This window comes from Roseateles sp. GW821-FHT02E12, assembly GCF_059421665.1.
This window is the reverse complement of record NZ_JBWKVK010000001.1, coordinates 890,773-913,011: the sequence shown is the minus strand read 5'-3', so window position 1 is coordinate 913,011 and position 22,239 is coordinate 890,773. Positions and strand designations below refer to the sequence as shown.

21 protein-coding genes are annotated in these 22,239 nt (G+C 67.6%); 13 read left to right on the top strand and 8 right to left on the bottom strand.

Features of this window, described 5'->3' with window-relative positions:
• Nucleotides 1-43 precede the first annotated feature (43 nt).
• The 8 genes from AC07V5_RS04290 to AC07V5_RS04255 all read left to right on the top strand — a co-directional run bounded on the left by AC07V5_RS04290 (nucleotide 44) and on the right by AC07V5_RS04255 (nucleotide 8,009).
• Nucleotides 44-817 carry a ParA family protein gene (locus AC07V5_RS04290; RefSeq protein ID WP_495114375.1) on the top strand — a complete coding sequence of 258 codons (774 nt, stop codon included), beginning with the start codon at nucleotides 44-46 and terminating at the stop codon, nucleotides 815-817.
• A gap of 20 nt (nucleotides 818-837) precedes the next feature.
• Nucleotides 838-1,365 (top strand): GNAT family N-acetyltransferase, encoded by a 528-nt coding sequence (locus tag AC07V5_RS04285; RefSeq protein ID WP_495114374.1) that lies wholly within the window; start codon nucleotides 838-840, stop codon nucleotides 1,363-1,365.
• Entirely contained in the window at nucleotides 1,358-2,104 is a 747-nt protein-coding gene (locus tag AC07V5_RS04280; RefSeq protein WP_495114372.1) for a GNAT family N-acetyltransferase, read from the top strand. The genes AC07V5_RS04285 and AC07V5_RS04280 overlap by 8 nt, the downstream gene beginning before the upstream one ends.
• Nucleotides 2,101-2,601 (top strand): GNAT family N-acetyltransferase, encoded by a 501-nt coding sequence (locus tag AC07V5_RS04275; RefSeq protein WP_495114370.1) that lies wholly within the window; start codon nucleotides 2,101-2,103, stop codon nucleotides 2,599-2,601. Before AC07V5_RS04280 ends, AC07V5_RS04275 begins: the two co-directional genes overlap by 4 nt.
• Nucleotides 2,602-2,755: 154 nt before the next feature.
• Nucleotides 2,756-3,775: an OmpA family protein gene (locus AC07V5_RS04270; protein ID WP_495114368.1), complete on the top strand. Its 1,020-nt coding sequence runs from the start codon at nucleotides 2,756-2,758 to the stop codon at nucleotides 3,773-3,775.
• Nucleotides 3,776-3,801: 26 nt separating this feature from the next.
• A complete protein-coding gene (locus tag AC07V5_RS04265; protein ID WP_495114366.1) occupies nucleotides 3,802-4,827 on the top strand; it encodes an OmpA family protein in 1,026 nt (341 codons plus the stop codon).
• Between the two features lie 149 nt (nucleotides 4,828-4,976).
• A complete protein-coding gene (locus AC07V5_RS04260; RefSeq protein WP_495114364.1) occupies nucleotides 4,977-5,600 on the top strand; it encodes a PAS domain-containing protein in 624 nt (207 codons plus the stop codon).
• Nucleotides 5,601-5,768: 168 nt separating this feature from the next.
• Nucleotides 5,769-8,009 carry a beta-glucosidase family protein gene (locus tag AC07V5_RS04255; RefSeq protein ID WP_495114362.1) on the top strand — a complete coding sequence of 747 codons (2,241 nt, stop codon included), beginning with the start codon at nucleotides 5,769-5,771 and terminating at the stop codon, nucleotides 8,007-8,009.
• Between the two features lie 23 nt (nucleotides 8,010-8,032).
• Here AC07V5_RS04255 and AC07V5_RS04250 read toward each other — a convergent pair whose 3' ends face one another.
• The 4 genes from AC07V5_RS04250 to argC all read right to left on the bottom strand — a co-directional run bounded on the left by AC07V5_RS04250 (nucleotide 8,033) and on the right by argC (nucleotide 13,511).
• Nucleotides 8,033-8,761, bottom strand: a complete 729-nt coding sequence (locus tag AC07V5_RS04250; RefSeq protein ID WP_495114361.1) for a tetratricopeptide repeat protein — start codon at nucleotides 8,759-8,761, stop codon at nucleotides 8,033-8,035.
• A 149-nt stretch (nucleotides 8,762-8,910) separates the two neighbouring features.
• The gene (locus AC07V5_RS04245; RefSeq protein ID WP_495114359.1) at nucleotides 8,911-10,203 is read right to left on the bottom strand and encodes an esterase/lipase family protein; all 1,293 of its coding nucleotides are present in this window, start codon (nucleotides 10,201-10,203) and stop codon (nucleotides 8,911-8,913) included.
• Nucleotides 10,200-12,491, bottom strand: coding sequence for a hypothetical protein (locus tag AC07V5_RS04240; protein ID WP_495114357.1), 2,292 nt, complete (start codon nucleotides 12,489-12,491; stop codon nucleotides 10,200-10,202). The genes AC07V5_RS04245 and AC07V5_RS04240 overlap by 4 nt, the downstream gene beginning before the upstream one ends.
• Before the next feature lie 72 nt (nucleotides 12,492-12,563).
• Nucleotides 12,564-13,511, bottom strand: a complete 948-nt coding sequence (argC, locus tag AC07V5_RS04235) for an N-acetyl-gamma-glutamyl-phosphate reductase (RefSeq protein ID WP_495114355.1) — start codon at nucleotides 13,509-13,511, stop codon at nucleotides 12,564-12,566.
• Nucleotides 13,512-13,567: 56 nt separating this feature from the next.
• Between argC and AC07V5_RS04230 the strand changes: the two genes are divergently transcribed.
• The 5 genes from AC07V5_RS04230 to AC07V5_RS04210 all read left to right on the top strand — a co-directional run bounded on the left by AC07V5_RS04230 (nucleotide 13,568) and on the right by AC07V5_RS04210 (nucleotide 20,393).
• Nucleotides 13,568-14,098, top strand: coding sequence for an RBBP9/YdeN family alpha/beta hydrolase (locus tag AC07V5_RS04230; RefSeq protein WP_495114353.1), 531 nt, complete (start codon nucleotides 13,568-13,570; stop codon nucleotides 14,096-14,098).
• Between the two features lie 18 nt (nucleotides 14,099-14,116).
• Nucleotides 14,117-15,010 carry a ParB/RepB/Spo0J family partition protein gene (locus AC07V5_RS04225; RefSeq protein WP_495114352.1) on the top strand — a complete coding sequence of 298 codons (894 nt, stop codon included), beginning with the start codon at nucleotides 14,117-14,119 and terminating at the stop codon, nucleotides 15,008-15,010.
• Nucleotides 15,011-15,494: 484 nt separating this feature from the next.
• Nucleotides 15,495-17,417, top strand: a complete 1,923-nt coding sequence (locus tag AC07V5_RS04220) for a PrkA family serine protein kinase (protein ID WP_495114350.1) — start codon at nucleotides 15,495-15,497, stop codon at nucleotides 17,415-17,417.
• A gap of 97 nt (nucleotides 17,418-17,514) precedes the next feature.
• Nucleotides 17,515-18,795: a YeaH/YhbH family protein gene (locus tag AC07V5_RS04215; protein WP_495114348.1), complete on the top strand. Its 1,281-nt coding sequence runs from the start codon at nucleotides 17,515-17,517 to the stop codon at nucleotides 18,793-18,795.
• 89 nt (nucleotides 18,796-18,884) lie between these two features.
• On the top strand, nucleotides 18,885-20,393 hold the full coding sequence (locus AC07V5_RS04210) for a SpoVR family protein (protein ID WP_495115658.1): 1,509 nt from the start codon (nucleotides 18,885-18,887) through the stop codon (nucleotides 20,391-20,393).
• Between the two features lie 16 nt (nucleotides 20,394-20,409).
• On the opposite strand, the gene sugE is transcribed toward AC07V5_RS04210, so the two are convergent.
• The 4 genes from sugE to AC07V5_RS04190 form a co-directional block, all read right to left on the bottom strand.
• Nucleotides 20,410-20,724, bottom strand: a complete 315-nt coding sequence (gene sugE, locus AC07V5_RS04205; protein ID WP_495114347.1) for a quaternary ammonium compound efflux SMR transporter SugE — start codon at nucleotides 20,722-20,724, stop codon at nucleotides 20,410-20,412.
• 104 nt (nucleotides 20,725-20,828) lie between these two features.
• Nucleotides 20,829-21,482 (bottom strand): energy transducer TonB, encoded by a 654-nt coding sequence (locus AC07V5_RS04200; protein WP_495114345.1) that lies wholly within the window; start codon nucleotides 21,480-21,482, stop codon nucleotides 20,829-20,831.
• A gap of 158 nt (nucleotides 21,483-21,640) precedes the next feature.
• Entirely contained in the window at nucleotides 21,641-22,042 is a 402-nt protein-coding gene (locus tag AC07V5_RS04195; protein WP_495114343.1) for a hypothetical protein, read from the bottom strand.
• Between the two features lies 1 nt (nucleotide 22,043).
• Complete coding sequence (locus AC07V5_RS04190) at nucleotides 22,044-22,202, bottom strand: hypothetical protein (RefSeq protein ID WP_495114341.1); 159 nt, start codon at nucleotides 22,200-22,202, stop codon at nucleotides 22,044-22,046.
• Between the last annotated feature and the right edge of the window lie 37 nt (nucleotides 22,203-22,239).

Here is a 22,239-nt window from a genome sequence, read left to right as displayed (position 1 = left end):
GCCCTCTCCCCGGTACGATGCCGGCAGTCGAGAACTGGAACCCATGGCCAAGATTTTCTGCATCGCCAACCAGAAGGGCGGCGTCGGCAAGACCACCACCACCGTCAACCTCGCCGCCGGCCTGGCCCAGATCGGGCAGCGCGTGCTGGTGGTCGACCTGGACCCGCAGGGCAACGCCACCATGGGCTCCGGCATCGACAAGCGCAAGCTGGAGCTGACGGTCTACGACGTGCTGCTGGAGTCCGCCTCCATCGCCGAGGCACGCGTCAAGGCTGAAAAGTCGGGCTACGACGTGCTGGGCGCCAACCGTGAACTGGCCGGCGCCGAGGTTGATCTGGTGGCCCTGGAGCGCCGCGAGAAGCGCATCAAGACGGCCATCGCCGAGGTCTCGGCCGACTACGACTTCATCCTGATCGACTGCCCGCCGTCGCTGTCCATGCTGACGCTGAACGGCCTGTGCAGCGCCCATGGCGTCATCGTGCCCATGCAGTGCGAGTACTTCGCGCTGGAAGGCCTGACCGACCTGGTCAACACCATCAAGCAGATCCACGCCAACCTGAACCCCGACCTGCAGATCATCGGCTTGCTGCGCGTCATGTTCGACCCGCGCATCACGCTGCAGCAGCAGGTCAGCGACCAACTCAAGACCCACTTCGGCAACAAGGTGTTCGACACCGTCATCCCGCGCAACGTGCGGCTGGCCGAGGCGCCGAGCTACGGGCTGCCGGGCGTCGTGTTCGATCCCAGCTCCAAGGGCGCCGTGGCCTTCGTCGAGTTCGCCAAGGAGATGGTGAAGCGGATCGAGACGATGCGGTGAGCAACGCCGTGCTGCGCCCCATGCGTGCTGACGACGCCGACACGGTCGCCGCCCTGCACGCCACCAGCTGGCGCAGCGCCTACCGCGGCATCCTGGCCGATGACTATCTCGACCACGAGGTCGACGCCGATCGCCAAACCGTCTGGCGGGAGCGCCTGCAAGGCCCGACTGCCGAGCCCGCTATTCCCGCTTTCGGCATCGTGGCCGAAGACGCCAGCGGCCAGATGATCGGCTTCGCCTACGTGATGCTCGACAACGATCCCCAGTGGGGCACGCTGGTCGACAACCTGCATGTCCACCCCGACGCCAAAGGCGGCGGCATCGGCCGCCAGCTGCTGCAGGCCGTCGTTCGCGAACTCGGGCCCGAGCACCGCCAGCAGCCCCTCTTCCTCTGGGTGCTGGACGCCAACGAGCCCGCCAAGCGCTTCTATGCCCGGCTGGGGGCCGAGTTCACCGACCAGGCCATGAGCACGCCCTTCGACGGCCGGCCCAAGCTCAAGTGGCGCTGCGTCTGGCGCGACCCGGCCACGCTGCTCAACGATGACTGACGCCCTCGCCCTGCGCGCTGAACTCGCCGGCCTGGACGCCAGCGCGCCACCTCAGCAGGCCGACATCGACGGCTGGCTGATCCGCCTGTCGCCGGGCAAGGCCAAGCGCTCACGCTGCATCAACGCGCTGCGCCAGGGCACGCTGCCGCTGGACGACCTGCTCGCCCGCTGCAAGCAGGCCTACGACGCCGCCGGCCTGCCGCTGGCCGTGCGCGTGACGCCCTGGAGCCAGCCGGCCGACCTGGACGCGCTGCTGGCCGCCAAGGGCTGGGGCGCCTTCGATGCGGCCGATGTGATGGTGCTGGACGCCCTCGCGCCAGAACCCACACCCGTGGCCCTCCAGGCCCTCGACGCGGCCGCGTACGCCGCCACCGTCGGCGCGCTGCGCGGCTCGTCAGAGACGGCCATTGCCGCCCACGCCGAGCGCATCGCTAACGCCCCGGTCGCCTACCAAGGATTCGCGCTGAACGACGCCACCGGCGCGCTGCTGGCCTGCGGCCAGATGGTGGTCGACGGCGACATCGTGGGCCTTTACGACATCGCCTCGGCGGCCCCGCGCCAGGGCCACGGTGAGCGCCTGTGCCGTGCGCTGCTGACCCTCGCCCACGCGCAAGGCGCACGCCAGGCCTATCTGCAGGTGGGCAGCGACAACGCCGTCGCCCAGCGCCTGTACGCGCGCATGGGGTTCGTGTTCGCCTACCGCTACCACTACCGCAGCCCCGAGCAGGAGCTGACTTGAAATTGCGCCGGCTCGCGGCGACGGACCTCACCGTCTTCCAGGCCTACCGCGGCGACCCCGACGTCGGCCGCTGGCAGGGCTGGACACCCCAGCCCGCAGCCGAGGCGCTGGCCTTCCTGAACGAGATGGCCGCAATACCGCTGTTCGCGCCGGGCCAGTGGACTCAGCTCGGCATCGCCGATGACGCCAGCGACGAGCTGCTCGGCGACATCGGCATCCACGTCAGCGCCGATGGTCGTGAGGCGGAGTTCGGCTTCAGCCTGTCCAGCGCGGCACAAGGCCGCGGCATCGCAACGGCGGCCCTGCGCTCGGCCATCGCCCAGGTGTTCGCCCAGACCTCGGTCGAACGCATTCACGCGCAGACCGACTCACGCAACGCCGCCTGCATCCGGCTGCTGGAGCGCCTGAACGCGCAGCTGATCGAACACATCGCCACCGAGTTCCGTGGCGAGCCCTGCGTCGAGAGGCGCTACGAGCTGGCCCGGCGCCCGGGCTGATCCGCCACGCGTCAGGGTTTGCGGTCGGCCGTTACGGCCCGGCACAAATCAGCCCTGGCCGACCCGGTCATGCCCCCAGTTTGCAGGCCTCCCGCCTGACAGGCCCGCGCGTTGACTGCGGCAACATCGCCACTCCCGTCACACCCGCCTCGCCATGACGCTGCTCCGCGCCACGCTTGCCCTCCTCGCCTCTCTCACCCTCGCCACGGCGCACGCCGATGCCCCCAAGGCCGACGTCGCCAAGAGCGCCGACCACCCGACCATCAAGCGCTTTGCCGGCAGCGTGCTGGTGGGCTACGCGCAGCAGGACTGGGAGCAGCGCAGCTTCCCCGACGCCAGCGGCGTGTCCAAGACCGAAGACAAGTTCGCCCGGCCGGTCAACATCGAGGGCAAGGTGACTCGGCTGTTCTACCTCGCGCCGCTGGGCAAGAGCCCGCTGGAGGTCTGGCGCAACTACCAGCAGGCCCTGGCGGGCGCCGGCTTCAAGACCACCTGGCAATGCGAGAACGAAGCCCAGGGCTGCACCAAGGCCTACTTCGCGCTGGACGGCTCCGAGCGCGCCAAGGGCATGCGCTGGGCCGAGGGCAACCTGCCCGCGGCCCGTGGCGACAGCAGCTGGAACCTGGAGATGGCCCTCAGCTACGAGCAGGCCCGCATGATGGTGAGCACGTTGACCAGCGGCGGCCGCACGCTGAACCTGCTGCTGTTCACATCCATGGCCGAGAACGACCTCACCAACCGCACCGCCACCTACATCGAGATCGTCGAGCCCAAGGCCATGCCCACGGGCCAGGTCACGGTCGACGCCAAGGCCATCGGCCAGGGCCTGCAGGCTGAAGGGCGCATCGCGCTGTACGGCCTGTTCTTCGACACCGGCAAGACCGACGTCAAGGCCGAGAGCACCGCCCAGCTGGACCAGATGGCTGCCGTGCTGAAGGCGCAGCCGGCGCTGAAGGTGCTCATCGTGGGCCACACCGACAACGTCGGTGCCACCGACGCCAACCTCGCGCTCAGCCAGGGCCGCGCCCAGGCCGTGGTGGCGGCGCTGACGCAACGCGGCATTGCGGCGAGCCGGCTGCAGGCGCGCGGCGTCGCCAACTTCGCGCCCGTAGCGGCGAACGGCAGCGAAGACGGCCGTGCGAAGAACCGCCGCGTCGAGATGGTCCTGCAGTAAACCGATCAGCCCAAACCAAATTACCCATGAGCTTCATGCTTCACCGCGCTTTCTCTCCTATCGTCCTGCTTGTCGCTGCCTTCGCCGCCCATGCCGACAACCGGGGCGTCGACGTGCCAGGCGCCGCCGACCACCCGCTGATCAAGCGCTTTGCCGGCTCCTGGCTGGCCGGCCAGCGCGTGTCCGACTGGGATGCCGCCGCCGTGCCGGCCGCGCCCAAGTTCCAGAAGGCCGACAAGTACAAGTTCGAGGAACTGGTCGAGCTGGAAGGCAAGGTCACGCAGACCCTCTACATCGCCCCCCGCGGCAAGGCGGCGCTGGAGGTCTGGCGCAACTACCAGCAGGCGCTGGCGGCGGCCGGCTTCAAGCCGCGCTTCGCCTGCGAGCGCGACTGCAGCGACCTCTACTTCGCCTGGACCCGCCAGCTGCAGCCCACCAAGGGCTTTGTCTGGGCCAAGGGCGATGTCGACACGCCCACCGGCAGCCGCTACAGCCTGACCTCGGCGCTGGCCCCCGACGAGGGCCGCATGCTGGTCGGCACGCTGGGCAAGGCGGGCCAGGAGGCCACCGTGCTGCTCTACACCTCGCTGGCCGCGAACGCGACGACCGGCCTGGTCACGACCTATCTGCAGATCGTCGAGCCCAAGGCCATGGCCACCGGCCAGGTCAGCGTGGACCCCGCCGCGCTGCAGGCCGGCCTCGTGGCCGAGGGCCGCGTCACGCTGACGGGCCTGTTCTTCGACACGGGCAGGACCGAGCTCAAGCCTGAGTCCAAGGCCCAGCTCGATGCCATGGCCGAGCTGCTGAAGAACCAGCCCGCGCTGAAGGCCTGGATCGTCGGCCACACCGACAACGTCGGCGGTTTCGACGCCAACCAGGCGCTGAGCATGGAGCGCGCCCGCGCCGTCGTGCTGGCGCTGACTGCGCCGCCGTACAAGGTCGACGCCAAGCGCCTGGCGCCCAAGGGGCTGGCCAGCCTGGCCCCCATCGCCGGCAATGGCGACGAGGCCGGGCGAGCGCGAAACCGGCGCGTGGAACTGGTGGCCCAGTAGCCAGCGTATCGGGCACATCCTCACGGTTGCGCTCGACTGCCTTCGCCACCCTCAAGCGGTCGCTGGCATGCTCGCGATAGCTGGGCAGGACGAGGCCACGCCATTTCAACGCTGACCAGTGCCGGCGTTGCGACATGACAATCCCGCCCATGGAAATGCAGCAACCACCGGCTGAAATTCGTTGGCTACAAGCCATCGAGGCGGGTGAGCTCGGGGTGTGGGACCTTCGCCTCGACATCGAGACCGTTCACCATTCACCGCAGTGGAAACAGCAGCTCGGTTTCCCCGACCCGTACACCGCCGACAGCACCCACTTCTGGCGCTGCCGGGTCCATCCCGATGACCTTGCAGGCATGCTTGCAGCCATGGGCGCGCACGCTCGCGGCAGCCAGCCCAGCTACGAGGCCAGGTTCCGCCTGCGCAGCAATGGCTCGGGGTATCGCGTCGTCCACTCCCGCGGCCGGGTCATCGAGCGCAGCGCCGAGGGGCGCGCGGTGCGCATGGTCGGAACGATGGTCGACCTGACCGAACGCCCATTCACCCCCCAGGGCGGGTTGGCAGACGGGCCGCGCGGCTTGATGGAGGGTCTGCCGCTGGCGCTGCCATTCCACGTGCTGCTGAGCATCGACCGATCCGGCGTCGACATGCCCGACGCGACGAGGGCCCAGCTCGCGCTTGAACGGGCTCGCGTGCTCGGCCTGGTTGAAGACCTGCTGCACGCCTCCGTGGCGCAGCTTGATGGCCTGCGCACGACCCGGGCTCCGAGCACCTGAGGACCGCCCTCCAGGGCCGCTCAACGCAAGCGGGCCCGCTGCGGCGCCGCCTCGCCGCATGTTGAGGCCCGGTGGTAACCGCCAACAGGCGCCGCCGCGTCACCACCCGGTTAGAGTCCGCGCGCCCTCCTTGAAAGCGCCGCCATCAAGCCGCCCGCCATGAAATCAATGAACGCTTCCCTTGTGACGATGGCCGTGTTGATCGCTCTCGGCGCGGCCGCGCCGGTGGTGAGTGCGGCAGACGCCTCGGCCAGGCCTTGGGCGGACCCTGCCAGGACCTCCGCGCAGCGCACGGACCTGCTGCTCAAGGCGATGACGCTGGATGAAAAGCTGCTGCTGGTGTTCGGCTACGCGTCGGGCGACCAGCTGGCGCAGGTGGACAGCAGCGTGATTCCCGGCGTCAACACCAAGGACGTCATCGCCACGGTGATCCCCGGCTCCGCCGGCTACATCCCCGGCATCGAGCGCCTGGGGATCCCCGCCCAGCACCAGGCCGACGCCTCCATCGGCGTGCGCAACCCCTACTTGGAGCGCACCTCCCTGCCTTCATCGCTGGCCACGGCCGCAAGCTGGGACCCACGCGTGGCGGAGGCCGGCGGCAAGATGATCGGCCAGGAAGCGCGGCTGTCGGGCTTCAACGTCATGCTCGCGGGCGGCGTGAACCTGGCGCGCGAGCCGCAGAACGGCCGCAACTTCGAATACACCGGCGAAGACCCACTGCTCGCCGCCGAGATGGGCGCCGGGCTCATCCGCGGCGTGCAGGCCAACCACATCATCTCGACGGTCAAGCACTACCTGATCAACTCCCAGGAGACCGGCCGCACCCTCGTCAGCGCGCAGATCTCTGAAAGCGCGCTGCGGGGGAGCGACGCACTGGCCTTCGAGCTGGCCATCGAGAAGTCCAGCCCGGGCTCGGTGATGTGCTCGTACAACCGCATCAACGACGTCTATGCCTGCCAGAACGCCTTCTGGCAGAACAAGGTGCTGAAGGGGGACTGGGGCTACAAGGGCTATGTCATGTCCGACTGGGGCGCCGTGCATTCCACGGTGCAGGACGCCAACGGTGGGCTCGACCAGCAATCCGGCTTCCCTTTCGACAAGGTGCCCTACTTCGCCCAGCCGCTGAAAGACGCCGTCGCGGACGGCTCCGTCCCGCGCTCGCGCATCGACGACATGGCCCGCCGCATCCTGTGGGCGATGTTCGACAAGGGCGTGATGGACCACCCGCTCAAGGCCGGCCCCATCGACTTCGAGGCCAACGCCAAGGTCTCGCTCGCGGCCGCCGAGCAGTCGCTGGTGCTGTTGAAGAACGAGGCCGGTGTGCTGCCTCTTGCCTCGCTGGCCGCGCCCAAGCGCGTCGCCATCATCGGCAGCTACGCCGACAAGGCCGTGCTCGCGGGCGGCGGCTCCGCCGTCGTCACGCCCATTGGCGGCAACGCCGTGCCGGGCCTCGGCCCCGGCGGCTGGCTGACGCAGGTGTGGCAACCGTCGTCGCCGATGAAGGCCTTGCAGCAGCTGATGCCGACGACGCAATTTGCATTCGATGCAGGCACCCACGTCGACGCTGCCGGCAAGGCCGCCGCCGCGGCCGATGTCGCCATCGTCTTCGTCCACCAGTGGACGGCCGAATCGCTGGATGCGCCGTCGCTGAGCCTGGACGGCAACCAGGACGCCGTCGTCAGCGCGGTGGCCAAGGCCAACCCGAACACGGTCGTCGTCGTCGAGAGCGGCGGCGCAGTCCTCATGCCTTGGCACCGGGACGTGAAGGGCATCCTCGCGGCCTTCTACCCCGGCGCAGCGGGCGGCGAAGCCATCGCCCGGCTGCTCACCGGCGCGGTCAACCCGTCCGGTCGCCTGCCGATCACCTTCCCGGCCAGCACGGATCAACTTGTGCGCCAGCGGATCGGCGGCAAGTCCGACGGCCCGCCCTTCACCGTGCGCTACACCGAGGGCGCCGCGGTGGGCTACAAGTGGTTCGACCTGAAGGGCCACAAGCCGCTGTACGCCTTCGGCCATGGCCTGTCGTACACGAGCTTCGAGCTGGGCGGCCTCACGGCGGGCCAGGCCAAGGCGCAGGTGACGGTCAAGTTCTCGACCCGGAACGCCGGCCGCCGTGCGGGCGACTCCGTGGGCCAGGTCTATGTGCGTGCACCGCAGAGCGCCCACTGGGAAGCGCCCCGGCGTCTGGTCGGCTTCGACAAGCTGAAGCTGAAGCCGGGCGAAAGCGGCACCAGCGCGGTCAAGATCGACCCGCGGCTGCTGGCCACCTTCGACGAGTCGACCGGCGAATGGGTGATCGCACCCGGTATTTATGAAGTCCAGCTCGGCGCGGGCTCGGACGACATCCGTGCCACCGCCAAGGTGGTGCTGGCGGGGCGCAGGTTCACGTCGGCGCAGCTGCGGCGCTGAGGTGCGTCAGCCGCAGACACGGCTCAGCGTTCCAGCGATGCAATCAGCGCGGGCACGGCGCTGAGGCCGGCCTGGGCCTTGAGGCTCAGCGGCGTCTTGCCCGTCACCCAGCCGAGTCGCAGCGTCTCGGCCTCGGCTTTCTCGCCGGCCGTCAGCTGTGAGTCCAGTTGGGCGATGCGCTCCGTCAGCTGCGGGGGGATGCTCGGCATGGCTTGCTTGAGCACCAGTAACAGCGCATAGCCCTTGGGTTTGTTCGGCGACGCGTCGCCAGACAGCACATGGGCCAGGCGGGCCGTGGCATCCATGTTGCCCTGCCTGGACGCGCGCTCCCACCAAAGCAGCGCCTGGTCCATGTCGCGCTTCTTGGCGAAGTGCCGGCCCGCATCGAGCTGGGCCAGCTCATAGCCGGCCTCGGCCGCGCGCAGCTTGAACTTCAGGGCCTCGTCCTCATTGACGGCGACGACACCCCGGAACTGGCCGTCCAGATAGCAGCCGACCTTGTAGGCTGCCAGCTCGTGCCCGGCCGCAGCGGCTTCGGAGAAATACTTGTATGCCGCCTGGTTGTCGCGCGGCGTGCCGATGCCGTTGTTCAGGAACATGCCGAGGTTGTATTTGATCTCCGCATTGCCGGTCGAGGCGAGGGCGGACATCCGCGTGAACATCGCTTCCTGGGACAGCGTCTCCACGCCGAAGGCGGAGCAGGACAGGGCAGCGAAGGCGAGGGCAGCGACGAGGCGCTTCATGGCAGGCATGGATCTCCTGGGTTGTCAGAGCACGCGCGAGGTTACGTGCTCCTTTGTCGCACAACACCGGCCCACCGGTGCCTATTCACCGCGCCGGCCTCACCTCAGCCGCGCACCCGGCCGCCACCAGATCGTTGGAAGCCGGACAACGAGACCGCTCAGTTCTGAACCGACAACTGATCGCCCAGGTAGCCGATCACCCGCTCATCGCGGAAATAGTTGGTGTGGTGCGTCGTCGGGCCCACGCCGAGGGCCTCGAAGGTGATGTTGCCGCCCTCGCCCAGACGGAACATCGAGTCCACGTCCACCACCAGGTCGTTGGGGCCGGGGAAGACCAGGTCGGCCGCACCGTACTTGATCTGGTCGCCGATGTGGCTGAAGCGTCGCCAGAACTTCCAGATCGGCTGCGCGCTCTCGTCGGGCTGGAACGACGCGCCGATGCCGAACATCTGCGGCGTGCTGAGCCAGGGGTCGGCGAACAGCTGCCGCACGTCGCTGTTGTTCTTCACCAGCTGCTGCGTCGCGAGGCCCGGCACCAGGCCCACCGCCGCGTCGACGATGGGCGTGGTGCTGCCCAGGTGCAGCACCTTGCCGAAGATTTTCGCCAGCAGCGACACGCCCTCGGCGAAGGGCACGATGCCGGTGGCATGCGTGCCGACGCGCGCCACCGCATCGGCATAGCTCGCGATCATGTCGAGCGCGGCGCGCAGCTTGTCGGGCGCCGCGAGGCTGGTTCCCACCAGCGGCGAGGCGACGAACACCACGCGCTCCACCGGCACGGCGCGCAGGCGCATCAGCCAGCCCACGACCAGGCCGCCGCGGCTGTGGCAGACGATGTCGATGGGCGCGCTCACGTGCTGCAGCGCGCGGTGCAGGTCCAGCGCGTTGGACCAGGCCGCCACCGATAGCGTCGGATGGCCGAAGGCCAGGATGGCGCCGTACTTCTGCTGCCAGCCGGCGAGCAGCTTCTTGCCGTCGTCGGTGGCCTGCAGCTCGTCGAACCACATCTGCGACTTGCTGAAGGTGCCGTGCACCAGCAGCAGCACGCGGCCCTTGTCGATCGCGGGCTGGGCGTCGGCCACCAGTTGGCCGTCCTGCCAGCGCTGCATGCCCTGGTCGGGCGTCAGCCAGCGGTCGGCCGCGATCAGCTTGTCGGTGACCGCGTTGGCGCCGAAGTCGTTGAAGCGAAAGCTCTGCACCACATCGTCGGGCGCCACGCGGATGGAGCGGTAGGAGCGCCGCCCCGTGCCGCCGGGCGTCGTCGGCGGCGAATAGACCCAGCGCAGCAGGTCGTCCTCGTCGCGCACCAGCTCGACCTTGGCGCGGCCATCGGCGTCGCGCGCCGCGGCACGCCGGCGGCGCTGGCCGATGGGCAGGGTGCTGACGCCGGTCGCCTCCTCTTCGAGCACCAGACGGGCGCTCACATCGGCCCAAAGTTGGTTACCGCTCATGGCCTCTCCTCCACGATGGGCAAGGGCGTGATGCCGTTCATGCGCGCCGTCACGACGTCCAGCACCGAATGGAAGTCTTCCGCTTCGGACAGCGCGTCGATGCCCGCCTCCACTGCCTCCACGAAACCGCAGTGCTCGGTCAGCCGCACCGTCTCGATCGGCACCAGGCGTCGCGCGCGGATCAACTGCCTGACCTCGCGGTAGGGCGCATTGCCGATGGCCTGCCAGGCGTAGCGCTGCAGGCTGGCGGAGGAGTTGCGATCCGCCGCACCGGCCATGGCGCCATGCGCGCCCTCGCCGCTGACCGCCAGATAGTCCGCCTGGAAGCTGTTGTGCCGCCAATAGCCCGGCAGCGCATGGCCGTTGAGCAGGAAGATGACCGGGTAGACGTCGATCAGCTCCAGGCAGGCGGCAAACAGCAGGGCCAGGTCGATGCAGGTGCCGGCCCGTCCGCCGAGAATGGTGCTGGGCGTGCGCAGGCGCTGCGAATCGAGCTTGCTGCTGTACGACGGCGGCGGGTTGATGTAGCCAAGCCGCCATTCATGCAGCAGGGCGGCCCAGATCGCCTGCACCTGCAGGTCGACCTCGCGCAGCTGTTCTTCGTCGGTGCTGGGCGCGGCCTGGTAGCCCTCGAAACCGGCGGCGGGGTTGTCGCGCAGGACGCGCACATAGCGCTGCGCCAGTTCCACCGCGCTGACCACGGCCGGATCGCGCGGCAGCACGAAGGAGGGCAGCCACTGGCCGTCCTTGTCGTTGTCGCGCCACTGGTCCACGGGCAGCAGGCGCAGGCGATGGCTGTCGCGCGTCAGCACCTTGTCGTTGTGGCTGAGCTGGACCATCAAGGTGCTGTTGACCGCCTCCTGCAGCGAGCGCATGAGCGCGGCCGTGAGCGGCACATGCACCTCGTCGCTCAAGTCGAAGCGTGTCTCGCCGGCCACGAAGCGCTTGCGCCAGCGTGCCTGTTCAGGCCCAAGCTGCAGTTCCACGTCGACGCTCAAGCCATCGTCGGGCTTGGCGTTGCCTCGCTCCACGACGATCTGGCGGAACAGCCGCCCGTTGTTGTGCAGCACCGCGTAGTTGAGCTCTTCCTCGGGCACGGCCTGCAGGCGCGGCGGCGTGCCGGCGTCGCGCAGCTCGGCCGCGGCGGGCTCGCCCCGGGTGAAGGCGGCCTCGTTCAGCGGCGCGCCCATCCACAGCGTCACGCCGGTGGCCCGCGTGGCCTTGGGCTCCTTGCGGGCGCGCAGCCAGGCGCTCTCGAAGGCCAGCGGCAGGTTCCACACGGCCTGGTCGAGCTGGCTGTAGACCAGCTCGAAGAAGAAGTCCACCAGCTGGTTCTCGATCGCGTCCTGGAAGCCCACGGCCGACAGGGCCGCGCGCTCGGCCACGATGAGCGCCGCCGTGCGCGCGGCCGAATTTTCGAGGCTGAGCGAGACGAAATAGGCGCAGTGCTCGCCCCCCGCCCCCAGCGCCTCGGCCAGCCGCTGCGCACCGATGACGGCCGCGCCGCCGGTCTCGCCGGCCAGCAGCATGCCGTCGGGCACGCTGGCCTCCTTGGCCAGCACGTCGTCCAGCCGCATCGGGCCGAATTCGGCCTCCACCGCTTCGCCGTCCGGCACCAGATTGCGCAAGGCCTTCAGGCCCGACAGGTTGTCAAAGCCGCTCAGGTGGATGAGGTCGGGCTTGTGCTGCTTCACCACATCGTGCAGTTGCTGCCAACTCGGGTCCCGCAGTTCGATCAACTGGATGTCACCCAGCGCGCGTTTGAGCCGCTTGGTTTCTGCGCTGAAATCCCAGGTCTGCCGCAAGCCGCCAGGTGCGCTCTGCACATAGAGCAGGCTGCGCTGCCCGGGCTTTTTCCACGGGGCCGGCGCCTTCGACACCACTTCACGCATCACGGTGAAGCGGTGGTTGTCCACGATGCGATAGCGCCGCGTGGCCTTGGCCAGCAGGTATTCCCAGGGAAAGATGCGGCCCTGCCAGCCCTCGCGTTCCGACGTGTAAGGCATGCGCACGACGATGCGCGGCGCGCGGGCCAGCGCCTCGAGGTCGGCATCCTTCAGGCCGAAGCCCTTCAGCGTGCGGGTGGCCTGCTCCTCGCGGCTGTTGCTGGCGTCACTCGAACTGAGCCAGCGCTCACGCGCCCGCAGCACATAGGTCCAGCGCATGGCCTCGGTGTCGAGCCGGCACACGGGCACGTCCTCGGGCTCGCCGCCCAAGGCGATCACGCGCCCCGGAATGACCAACGAGATCCGGGCCAGAACAGGATCAGTGCCTGCAGTCTTCGACATCACGCCTCCCACCGAGAGGCGTCATCCTATGTCGCCGGGCTGCGCCTCAGCGCAAGGCCCCCGACTTCGGCTTCAGACCAGGCCGAGGCTTTCTTCCAAGCCCAGATGCACATTCATCGACTGCACGGCCGCACCGCTGGCGCCCTTGCCGAGGTTGTCCAGGCGGCTCATCAGCAGCACCTGGGTGTCGGAGGCGAACACGAACAGGTCGACACGGTTGGTGTCGTTGCAGGCCTGCACGTCGAAGAAGCCGGCGTCCAGCGCGGCCGCATCGCGCAGCGGCTTCACGTTGATGAAACGCTCACCCTCGTAGTGGGAGGCCAGCGCAGCATGGACCTGCTCAGGCGTGGTGCCGGCCTTGAGCTGGCTCAGGTGCAGCGGCACGCTGACCGCCAGGCCCTTGTAGAAGCTGCTGACAATGGGCTGGAAGACCGGCGGCGTCGCCAGCCCCGTGTGGGCCGCCATCTCCGGCAGGTGCTTGTGCTTGAGACCCAGCCCATAGGGCCGCGGCGCCTGCAGATGGGCCGGCAGCGGCTGCTGCTCGTACTCGGCAATCATGCTCTTGCCACCGCCCGAGTAACCGGTGATGGACGTGGCGCTGACGGCCGCGTCTCGCGGCAGCAGGCCGGCATCCACCAGCGGGCGGACCAACAGGATGAAGGCGCTGGAATGGCAGCCTGGGTTGGAGATGCGCTTGCTGGCCTGGATGGCGCCGCGCTGGCCGCGGGCCAGCTCCGGCAGACCGAAGGCCCAGCCCGGCGCCGTGCGGTGGGCCGTGCTGGCGTCGATGAGGCAGGTCTTGGGGTTGTTGACCATGAACGCCGCCTCGCGCGAAGCGACGTCGGGCAGGCACAGGAAGGCCACGTCGGCGGCGTTCAGCAGGCGCGAGCGCTCGGCCGGGTCCTTGCGGAGCTCAGCGTCGATCTTCAGCACCTCGATGTCGGTTCGGGCCGCGAGGTACTCGTGAATCCGCAAGCCGGTGGTGCCTTCCTGGCCATCCACAAACACCTTGAACGTCATTGCCGCTGCTCCACTGGCTGAAAATAAAAACGAACTGCAAAGGATAAGGGCAAACCATGAATCCATCGCGAGTACTGCTTCTCCCCGGCTGGCAAAACTCGGGCCCGGACCACTGGCAAAGCCGCTGGGAGCGGCTGCACGGCGACGAACGCGTGGAACAGCACGACTGGGACTGGCCCCGGCGTGGCGACTGGATGGCCCGGCTGGACGAGGTCATCCTGCAGGACGACGCCCCGGCCATCCTGGTGGCGCACTCGCTGGGCTGCCAGCTCATCGCCGCCTGGGCCGAGCATTCGCAGCACACCGCCCGCGTGAAGGGCGCCCTGCTCGTCGCCCCGCCCGACACCGAGCGCGAGGACATGCCGCCCCAGCTGCACAACTGGCGCCCCATCCGCCGCCAGCGCCTGCCCTTCCCGAGCATCACCGTCATCAGCAGCGACGACCCCTACGGCGCCGCCGAGCGCAGCACGCAGATGGCCGCCGACTGGGGCAGCAGCGTCGTCATCGCGGGGCCGCGGGGTCATCTGAATGCCGAATCCGGCCTGGGCGACTGGCCCGAGGGGCGGGAGCTGCTGATGAGCCTCTGAACGACAATCCTCGCTCATATGGTCACGAAGAAACCCAAAGGCCTCGGCCTCGGCCTGGAAGCACTGCTCGGCCCCAAGGTCAGCGAGGCGCCCGCCACCGAACTGCCCTCCACCCTCAAGCTGGACCAGCTGCAGGCCGGCAAATACCAGCCGCGCACGCGCATGGACGAGGGTTCGCTGTACGAGCTGGCCGAGAGCATCAAGGCGCAGGGGATCATGCAGCCGATCCTCGTGCGCCCGATCACGCCAAACGGCAGCGCAACCTACGAAATCATTGCCGGCGAACGCCGCTTCCGTGCGGCAAAACTTGCCGGCCTGCGCGAGGTGCCGGTGCTGGTGAAGGCGGTGCCCGACGAGTCGGCCGCCGCGATGGCGCTGATCGAGAACATCCAGCGCGAAGACCTCAACCCGCTGGAAGAAGCCCAAGGCCTCAAGCGCCTGACCGACGAGTTCGGCCTGACGCACGAGCAGGCCGCGCAAGCGGTGGGCCGTTCGCGCAGCGCTGCGAGCAATCTGCTGCGCCTGTTGAACCTTTCCGCGCCGGTGCAGAACATGCTGATGGCCGGCGACCTGGACATGGGCCATGCCCGCGCGCTGCTGCCGCTGGACGGCGCCACGCAGATCACGACGGCCAGCGAGATCGCCGCCAGGAAGCTCAGCGTGCGCGAGGCCGAGAAGCTCGTTGCCAAGCACCAGGGCGCCGCGCGCCAGACGCCGCTGCTGCGCGTGAAGAGCGACAAGAGCCGCGACGTGCTGCGGCTGGAAGAAGAGCTGGCCGATGCTTTAGGCGCCACCGTCGAGGTGCGCGTGAAGAAGCGCACCAAGCGTGGCGGCCAGAGCGGCGAACTGGCGATCCACTTCGACTCGCTGGACGCGCTGTCGGGCATTCTCGACAAGCTGCGCGCCGGCTGAAGGCAGCGCCGAACGCCGTCGCATTGCCCTGCGGCGGCGTCTGACAAAACGGCGCTGGGAAGCGCTCAACACTGATTCACCCGGCAGCGAAGCCAAGGCATTCCGGCCACGCTGCCGCAGCGATCGTGACACCCGTCACTCGCGCAACAGTTCTTCACCGACAACGCCTGTCTGAGGCTCGCCACAAGGCCCCCGCGTTCGTGTGGTTTGTCCTCCACGTGCCAGGTCTTGCCTGGATGGCGGGCGTATGCTGGCTTGGCACCCTGTCAACGAAATACCGAGCTGATTTGTTGGTAGGCTGTTGTTGGGTAGATAGCGGCTTATTCTTGAGATTGACGCGTGGTCCGCGGCGGCAAGCTGCAGATCAGTCGAGTGGAGAGTTCTGATGACGCCTTGCAGTTGAGGCGCGATCAGAACCCCCCAGTTCACCCGGGCACGGATCGTGCCTGTGGCCCTGTGGAGTTCAAACCGCAGGAGGTGGGGCATGGACGTCATCAGCCATTTCGCGAAGCGCTACGAGCGCAGCAAGGTCGAGGAGCTCTCGCTGGAGGACTACCTCGCGGAGTGCAAGAGAAACCCCCTGGCCTACGCCACAGCTGCCGAGCGCATGCTGCAGGCCATCGGCGAGCCGCAGATGCTCGACACGCGGAACGACCCGCGGCTGTCGCGCCTCTTCGCCAACAAAACCATCAAGATCTATCCGGCCTTCGCCGAGTTCTACGGGCTCGAAGAAGCGATCGAGCAGGTGGTGTCCTATTTCAGACACGCTGCGCAAGGGCTGGAGGAAAAGAAACAGATCCTCTACCTGCTCGGCCCCGTGGGCGGCGGCAAGAGTTCCATCGCCGAGCGGCTCAAGCAGCTCATGGAGCACGTGCCCTTCTACGCGCTGGCCGGCTCGCCGGTGAACGAGAGCCCGCTGGGCCTGTTCGACATCACCGAGGACGGCCCGCTGCTGGAACGCGACTACGGCATCCCGCGCCGCTACCTGAACCGCGTGCTGTCGCCCTGGGCCGTCAAGCGCCTGGATGAGTTCGGCGGCGACATCCGCAAGTTCAAGGTCATCAAGCGCTTCCCCAGCGTGCTCAAGCAGGTCGGCGTGGCCAAGACCGAGCCGGGCGACGAGAACAACCAGGACATCTCCAGCCTGGTCGGCAAGGTCGACATCCGCAAGCTCGAGACCTATGCGCAGGACGACCCCGACGCCTACAGCTACTCCGGCGGCCTGTGCCTGGCCAACCAGGGGCTGCTGGAGTTCGTGGAAATGTTCAAGGCGCCCATCAAGGTGCTGCACCCGCTGCTGACCGCCACGCAGGAAAGCAACTACAAGGGCACCGAGGGCTTCGGTGCGATTCCCTTCGACGGCATCGTGCTGGCGCACAGCAACGAGAGCGAGTGGAAGACCTTCCGCAACAACAAGAACAACGAGGCCTTCCTCGACCGCGTCTACATCGTCAAGGTGCCGTACTGCCTGCGCGTCAGCGAAGAGGTCAAGATCTACGAGAAGCTGATCCGCGGCTCGTCGCTGGCCGAGGCCAAGTGCGCCCCCGGCACGCTGAAGATGATGAGCCAGTTCGCGGTGCTCACGCGGCTGAAGGAGCCGGAGAACTCGTCGCTGTATTCCAAGATGCAGATCTACGACGGCGACAACCTCAAGGACACCGACCCACGCGCCAAGAGCTTCCAGGAGTACCGCGACTACGCGGGCGTGGACGAAGGCATGAGCGGCATCAGCACGCGCTTCGCCTACAAGATCCTGTCCAAGGTCTTCAACTTCGACTCGGCGGAAGTGGCTGCCAATCCGGTGCACCTGATGTACGTGCTGGAGCAGCAGATCGAACGCGAGCAGTTCCCCAAGGAGCTGGAGGAGAAGTTCGTCGGCTTCATCAAGGAGCAGCTGTCGCCGCGCTATGCCGAGTTCATCGGCAAGGAGATCCAGACCGCCTACCTGGAAAGTTATAGCGAGTACGGCCAGAACATCTTCGACCGCTACGTGACGTACGCCGACTACTGGATCCAGGACCAGGAGTACCGCGACACCGACACCGGCGAGGTCTTCGACCGCGTGTCGCTGAACGGCGAGCTGGAGAAGATAGAGAAGCCAGCCGGCATCTCCAACCCCAAGGACTTCCGCAACGAGATCGTCAACTTCGTGCTGCGCGCGCGCGCCAACAACGCGGGCAAGAACCCGCTGTGGACGAGCTACGAGAAGCTGCGCACCGTCATCGAGAAGAAGATGTTCTCCAACACCGAGGAGCTGCTGCCCGTCATCAGCTTCAACGCCAAGGCCAGCGCCGAGGACGCCAAGAAGCACGAGAACTTCGTGCAACGCATGGTGGACAAGGGCTACACGGCCAAGCAGGTGAGGCTGTTGTGCGAGTGGTATCTGCGCGTGAGGAAGTCCAGCTGAACATGAGCCCCTCGTCCGACGGGTACATCGGCCGATCCCCCGAGGGGATGCGGGCCGGCTTGGGACGGCCCGGCGCTCGGCCCGCGGAAAGGTAGCGATGTCCCTGCAACAAATCATCGACAGACGCCTCTCGGGCAAGAACAAGTCGATTGGCAACCGCGAGCGCTTCCTGCGCCGCCACAAGGACCAGATCCGCGAGGCGGTGAAGCGCGCGGTGGACGGCCGCGGCATCCGCGACATGGAGCGCGGCGAGGATGTGCACATCCCGAAGAAGGACCTCTCCGAGCCCGTCTTCGGCCACGGTGACGGCGGTGTGCGCGAGGTGGTGCGGCCGGGCAACCAGGAGTACGTGAAGGGCGACCGCGTGGCCAAGCCGAAAGGCGGCCAGGGCGGTGGCGGCGGTGGTGGGCAGGCCAGCGATTCCGGCGAGGGAGAGGACGACTTCGTCTTCCACCTCAGCAAGGAAGAGTTCATGCAGGTCTTCTTTGAAGACCTGGCCCTGCCCAACCTCGCCCGCACCACGCTGGCCGACACGCCCGAGTGGCGCAGCCAGCGCGCCGGCTACGTGTCCGACGGCACGCCCACCAACCTGCACGTCGTGCGTTCCATGCGCGGCGCGTTGGGGCGCCGCATTGCGCTGGGCATGGACAAGCGCCGCGAGCTGCACGAGCTCGAAGCCCGCGAGCAGGAGCTGCTGAAGGAAGACCGCCCCGAAACGCCTCGCCTGCTGATCGAGACTCGCGAGCGCATCCAGCACCTGCGCGAGCGGCTCAAGGCCATCCCCTTCCTCGACCCCATCGACCTGCGCTTCCGCGCCCGCGTGCGCATCCCGGTGCCGACGACGCGCGCCGTCATGTTCTGCCTGATGGACGTGTCCGGCTCCATGGACGAAGGCCGCAAGGACCTCGCCAAGCGCTTCTTCATCCTGCTCTACCTGTTCCTCACGCGGCACTACGAGAAGATCGACGTCGTCTTCATCCGCCACCACACCCAGGCGCAGGAGGTCGACGAGCAGAACTTCTTCCACGCCACCGAGACCGGTGGCACGGTCGTGTCGTCAGCCCTTGTGCTGATGGAGCAGATCATCAAGGAGCGCTACTCGCCGACCGAGTGGAACATCTACGGCGCCCAGGCCAGCGACGGTGACAACTGGCACCACGACAGCGGCCGCTGCCGTGAGCTGCTAGCCGACAAAATCCTGCCGCTGTGCCGCTACTTCGCCTATGTGCAAGTGGCCGAGCCCGAGCAGAACCTCTGGGAGGAATACCAGAAGCTCGCCGACGACGCGCGCCACTTCGCCATGCGCAAGGCCGTCGAAGCCTCGCAGATCTACCCCGTCTTCCGGGAGCTGTTCAAGAAGGAAGGGGCCTCCACATGAGCTGCAAGGAAGACCGCCGCCACCCCGAGCGCGCCGCCACCCCGCCGGCCGGCATACCCGACCGCCGCCAGCACCTGCCGCTGCGGCGCATGAAGCCGCTCGCCCAGCGCGCCAGCCAGCCCCTGCCCTCGCCGAACGACTGGAGCTTTGACCTCATCGACGAGTACCACACCGTCATCAAGAACACCGCCGAGCGCTTCGGCCTGGACACCTACGCCAACCAGCTCGAGGTCATCACCGCCGAGCAGATGATGGACGCCTATGCCTCCGTGGGCATGCCGGTGAACTACCGGCACTGGAGCTACGGCAAGGAGTTCATCAGCACCGAGCGCAACTACAAGCGCGGCCAGATGGGCCTGGCCTACGAGATCGTCATCAACTCCGACCCCTGCATCGCCTACCTGATGGAGGAGAACACGCTGGCCATGCAGGCCCTCGTGATCGCCCACGCCTGCTACGGCCACAACAGCTTCTTCAAAGGGAACTACCTCTTCCGCATGTGGACGGATGCCTCGTCCATAATCGACTACCTCGTCTACGCCAAGAACTACGTCGCCGACTGCGAGGAGCGCTACGGCGTCGATGCCGTCGAGACCCTGCTCGACTCCTGCCACGCCTTGATGAACCATGGCGTGGACCGCTACCGCCGCCCCGCCAAGCTGTCGCTGGCCGAAGAGCGCGCGCGGCTCAAGGACCGCGAGCAGCATGCCCAGTCGCAGATCAACGACCTCTGGCGCACGCTGCCCAAGAAGGCCGACCGCCCCGACGAAGCCGCCGAGAGCCGCCGCTTCCCCGACGAGCCGCAGGAGAACCTGCTGTACTTCATCGAGAAGAACGCCCCGCTGCTGGACCCGTGGCAGCGCGAGATCGTGCGCATCGTGCGCAAGATCGCGCAGTACTTCTACCCGCAGCGGCAAACCCAGGTCATGAACGAAGGCTGGGCCACCTTCTGGCACCACCGGCTGCTGAACCAGATGTATGACGACGGCCACTTGAGCGACGGCATGATGATCGAGTGGCTCAAGTCCCACACCAACGTCATCTACCAGCACCCGAGCGCCAACCTCAACCCGTATGCGCTGGGCTTTGCGATGTACACCGACATCAAGCGCATCTGCGAGAGCCCGACGGATGAAGACCGCGACTGGTTCCCCGACATCGCCGGCAGCGACTGGCTGCCCACGCTGGACCACGCGATGCGCAACTTCAAGGACGAGAGCTTCATCGGCCAGTACCTGAGCCCGAAGATCATGCGCGACTTCCGCCTCTTCTCCATCATCGACGACGAGGCCAAGAGCGAGTACGAGATCTCCGCCATCCACGACGAAGGCGGCTACCGCCACGTGCGCCAGGCGCTGTCGCGCCAGTACGACCTCTCCACCCGCGAGCCCAACATCCAGGTCTGGAACGTCAACCTGCGCGGCGACCGTTCCCTCACGCTGCGCCACGTGCAGCACCTCAACCGCCCGCTGCACGACAGCGCCCAGGAAGTGCTCAAGCACGTCGGCCGGCTGTGGGGCTTCGCGGTCAACCTGGAAAGCGTCAACACCCGCGGCGACGTGACGCGGCGCTGGAACGTGCCGGCGCAGACGACCTGACGGCGCCCCTCAGGATTCAGGAGGCGAGCTTCAGCCCGACGATGCCGGCCACGATCAGCCCGAGGCTGACCAGCCGGCCGACGCTGGCGAGTTCGCCGAACAGCACGATGCCCAGCGCCGCGGTACCCACCGCACCCACGCCCACCCACACGGCATAGGCCGTGCCCACGGGCAGCGTCTTCATCGCCACGCCCAGCAGGCCGACGCTGAGCACCATCGCACCCACGGTCAGCACCGTGGGCCAGGGGCGCGTGAAGCCCTCGGTGTATTTCAGGCCAATGGCCCAGCCGACTTCCAGAAGGCCAGCAACGACGAGCAACAGCCAAGCCATGGTTCGAATGCAGGAGTGCGATGGAGCGTCGCATTCTGCCGCCCGCCCCACGACCGCACGAGGCCCGGGGCTTCAGTGACGGTCACACCCACCGGCTGACCGGCTCACTTCTTCTTCAGCAGCCGCTCGAACTTGTCCTGGCGGAAGTCCTCAGGCGTGCTGTCGAGGGTGTTGAGATACATCAGCAGCCGGTACTCTGACTCGACGGGCTTGCCATCGACCAACTGCGGCTCGAACACCCAGCCGTCCAGCGAGGCCTTGGCATAGCGGCGCACGCTTTCCGGCATGCCCGCCTGCGCGACCACGTCGACCGCCTTGCACCGGCCATTGACACCCACCGTGCAGATGCCGAGGACCTGCCCTTCCCAGCCGCCGTTGGCGGCGATGTCAGCGGGATAGCTGGCCAAGGACTTGTTGAGAGGGATGGGCCCGACCGACAGCCCGTCGACCCGCACCGAGCCGCTGCCATCGGCATTGGGCGTCACGGTGAACCGCATCTCCACGCCCGAACGCATCGTGACCGGCTTGCCGTCCACCACCGGCGGCTGGATCTTGGCCTGCGCCACGCGCGATTTCACGTTCTCCACGAACTTGGCGGGGTACTTGTCCTCGTCGACCACCGTGTACTCGGCTGGCTTGCCATCGACGCCAAACAGCACCCGCGTCCACACCGACACCGGGTAGGGTGCCGTCGCGTCAGCCGCCACGGCCTGCAGTGCCGCCAGGCACAGCGCCGCCAAACACATCATCTTCTTCATCGGTACGCCCCCTTTTGGCCCGCATTCTCCAGCAGCGGCAAGCGGCCGGGGAAGTGGTTGCGGCGTCGGGTCGCGGCCGGCCGTCACCAAAGACCCAGGAACTTCCGGGTCACATCCCCGCGCGACGGGTCCACGATGTCAGACACGCGCTTCTCCCTTCAGATGGCCTTGCTTTTCATACGCATCGCACCACGCCGCATCAACAGCACGGCAGACGCCAGCAGCAAGGTCAGCCCCGTCACCGCCTCCGCCCAGATCGTCAGGTTGGCCAGCAGCGTGTGCTGCGAGCACAGGCCCAGCGTGTAGTGCAGCAGGCCGTCCAAGCCCAGCGCGCCGTAAACCCCGAGGGCCAGCAGCGCGATGGCCGGCAAACCCAGTCGCGCAAAGGCCAACGCGGCCAGCCCGACACCGGTGACGGCGAACCAGAACAACCAGACCTTGCCCGGCGTCAGCCAGGCAGGCATGCCGGGATAGAAGGCGATGTATTGGGCGTTGTGACTGAAATGGGCGAGGCTGGCCAGGAAATAGGCGGCCACGAGTGCGAGCAGAAGCCTGGGCATCTCAGGCCTCGACCTGCTTGCCGTACGCGTGATGGACCTCGTGCTGTGTGCGGTCGCGGATGAAGGACGTGACTGCAGTTGCATTGCGCGCCTGCTTGTAGAACTGGCTATTGGCGTCGAGGTCGGCCAGCTTCGCGTTGCGGGTGCGGATGGTGCTCATGGCCGATGTTGTACAGGCCAATCCCGGCATGGGCGGC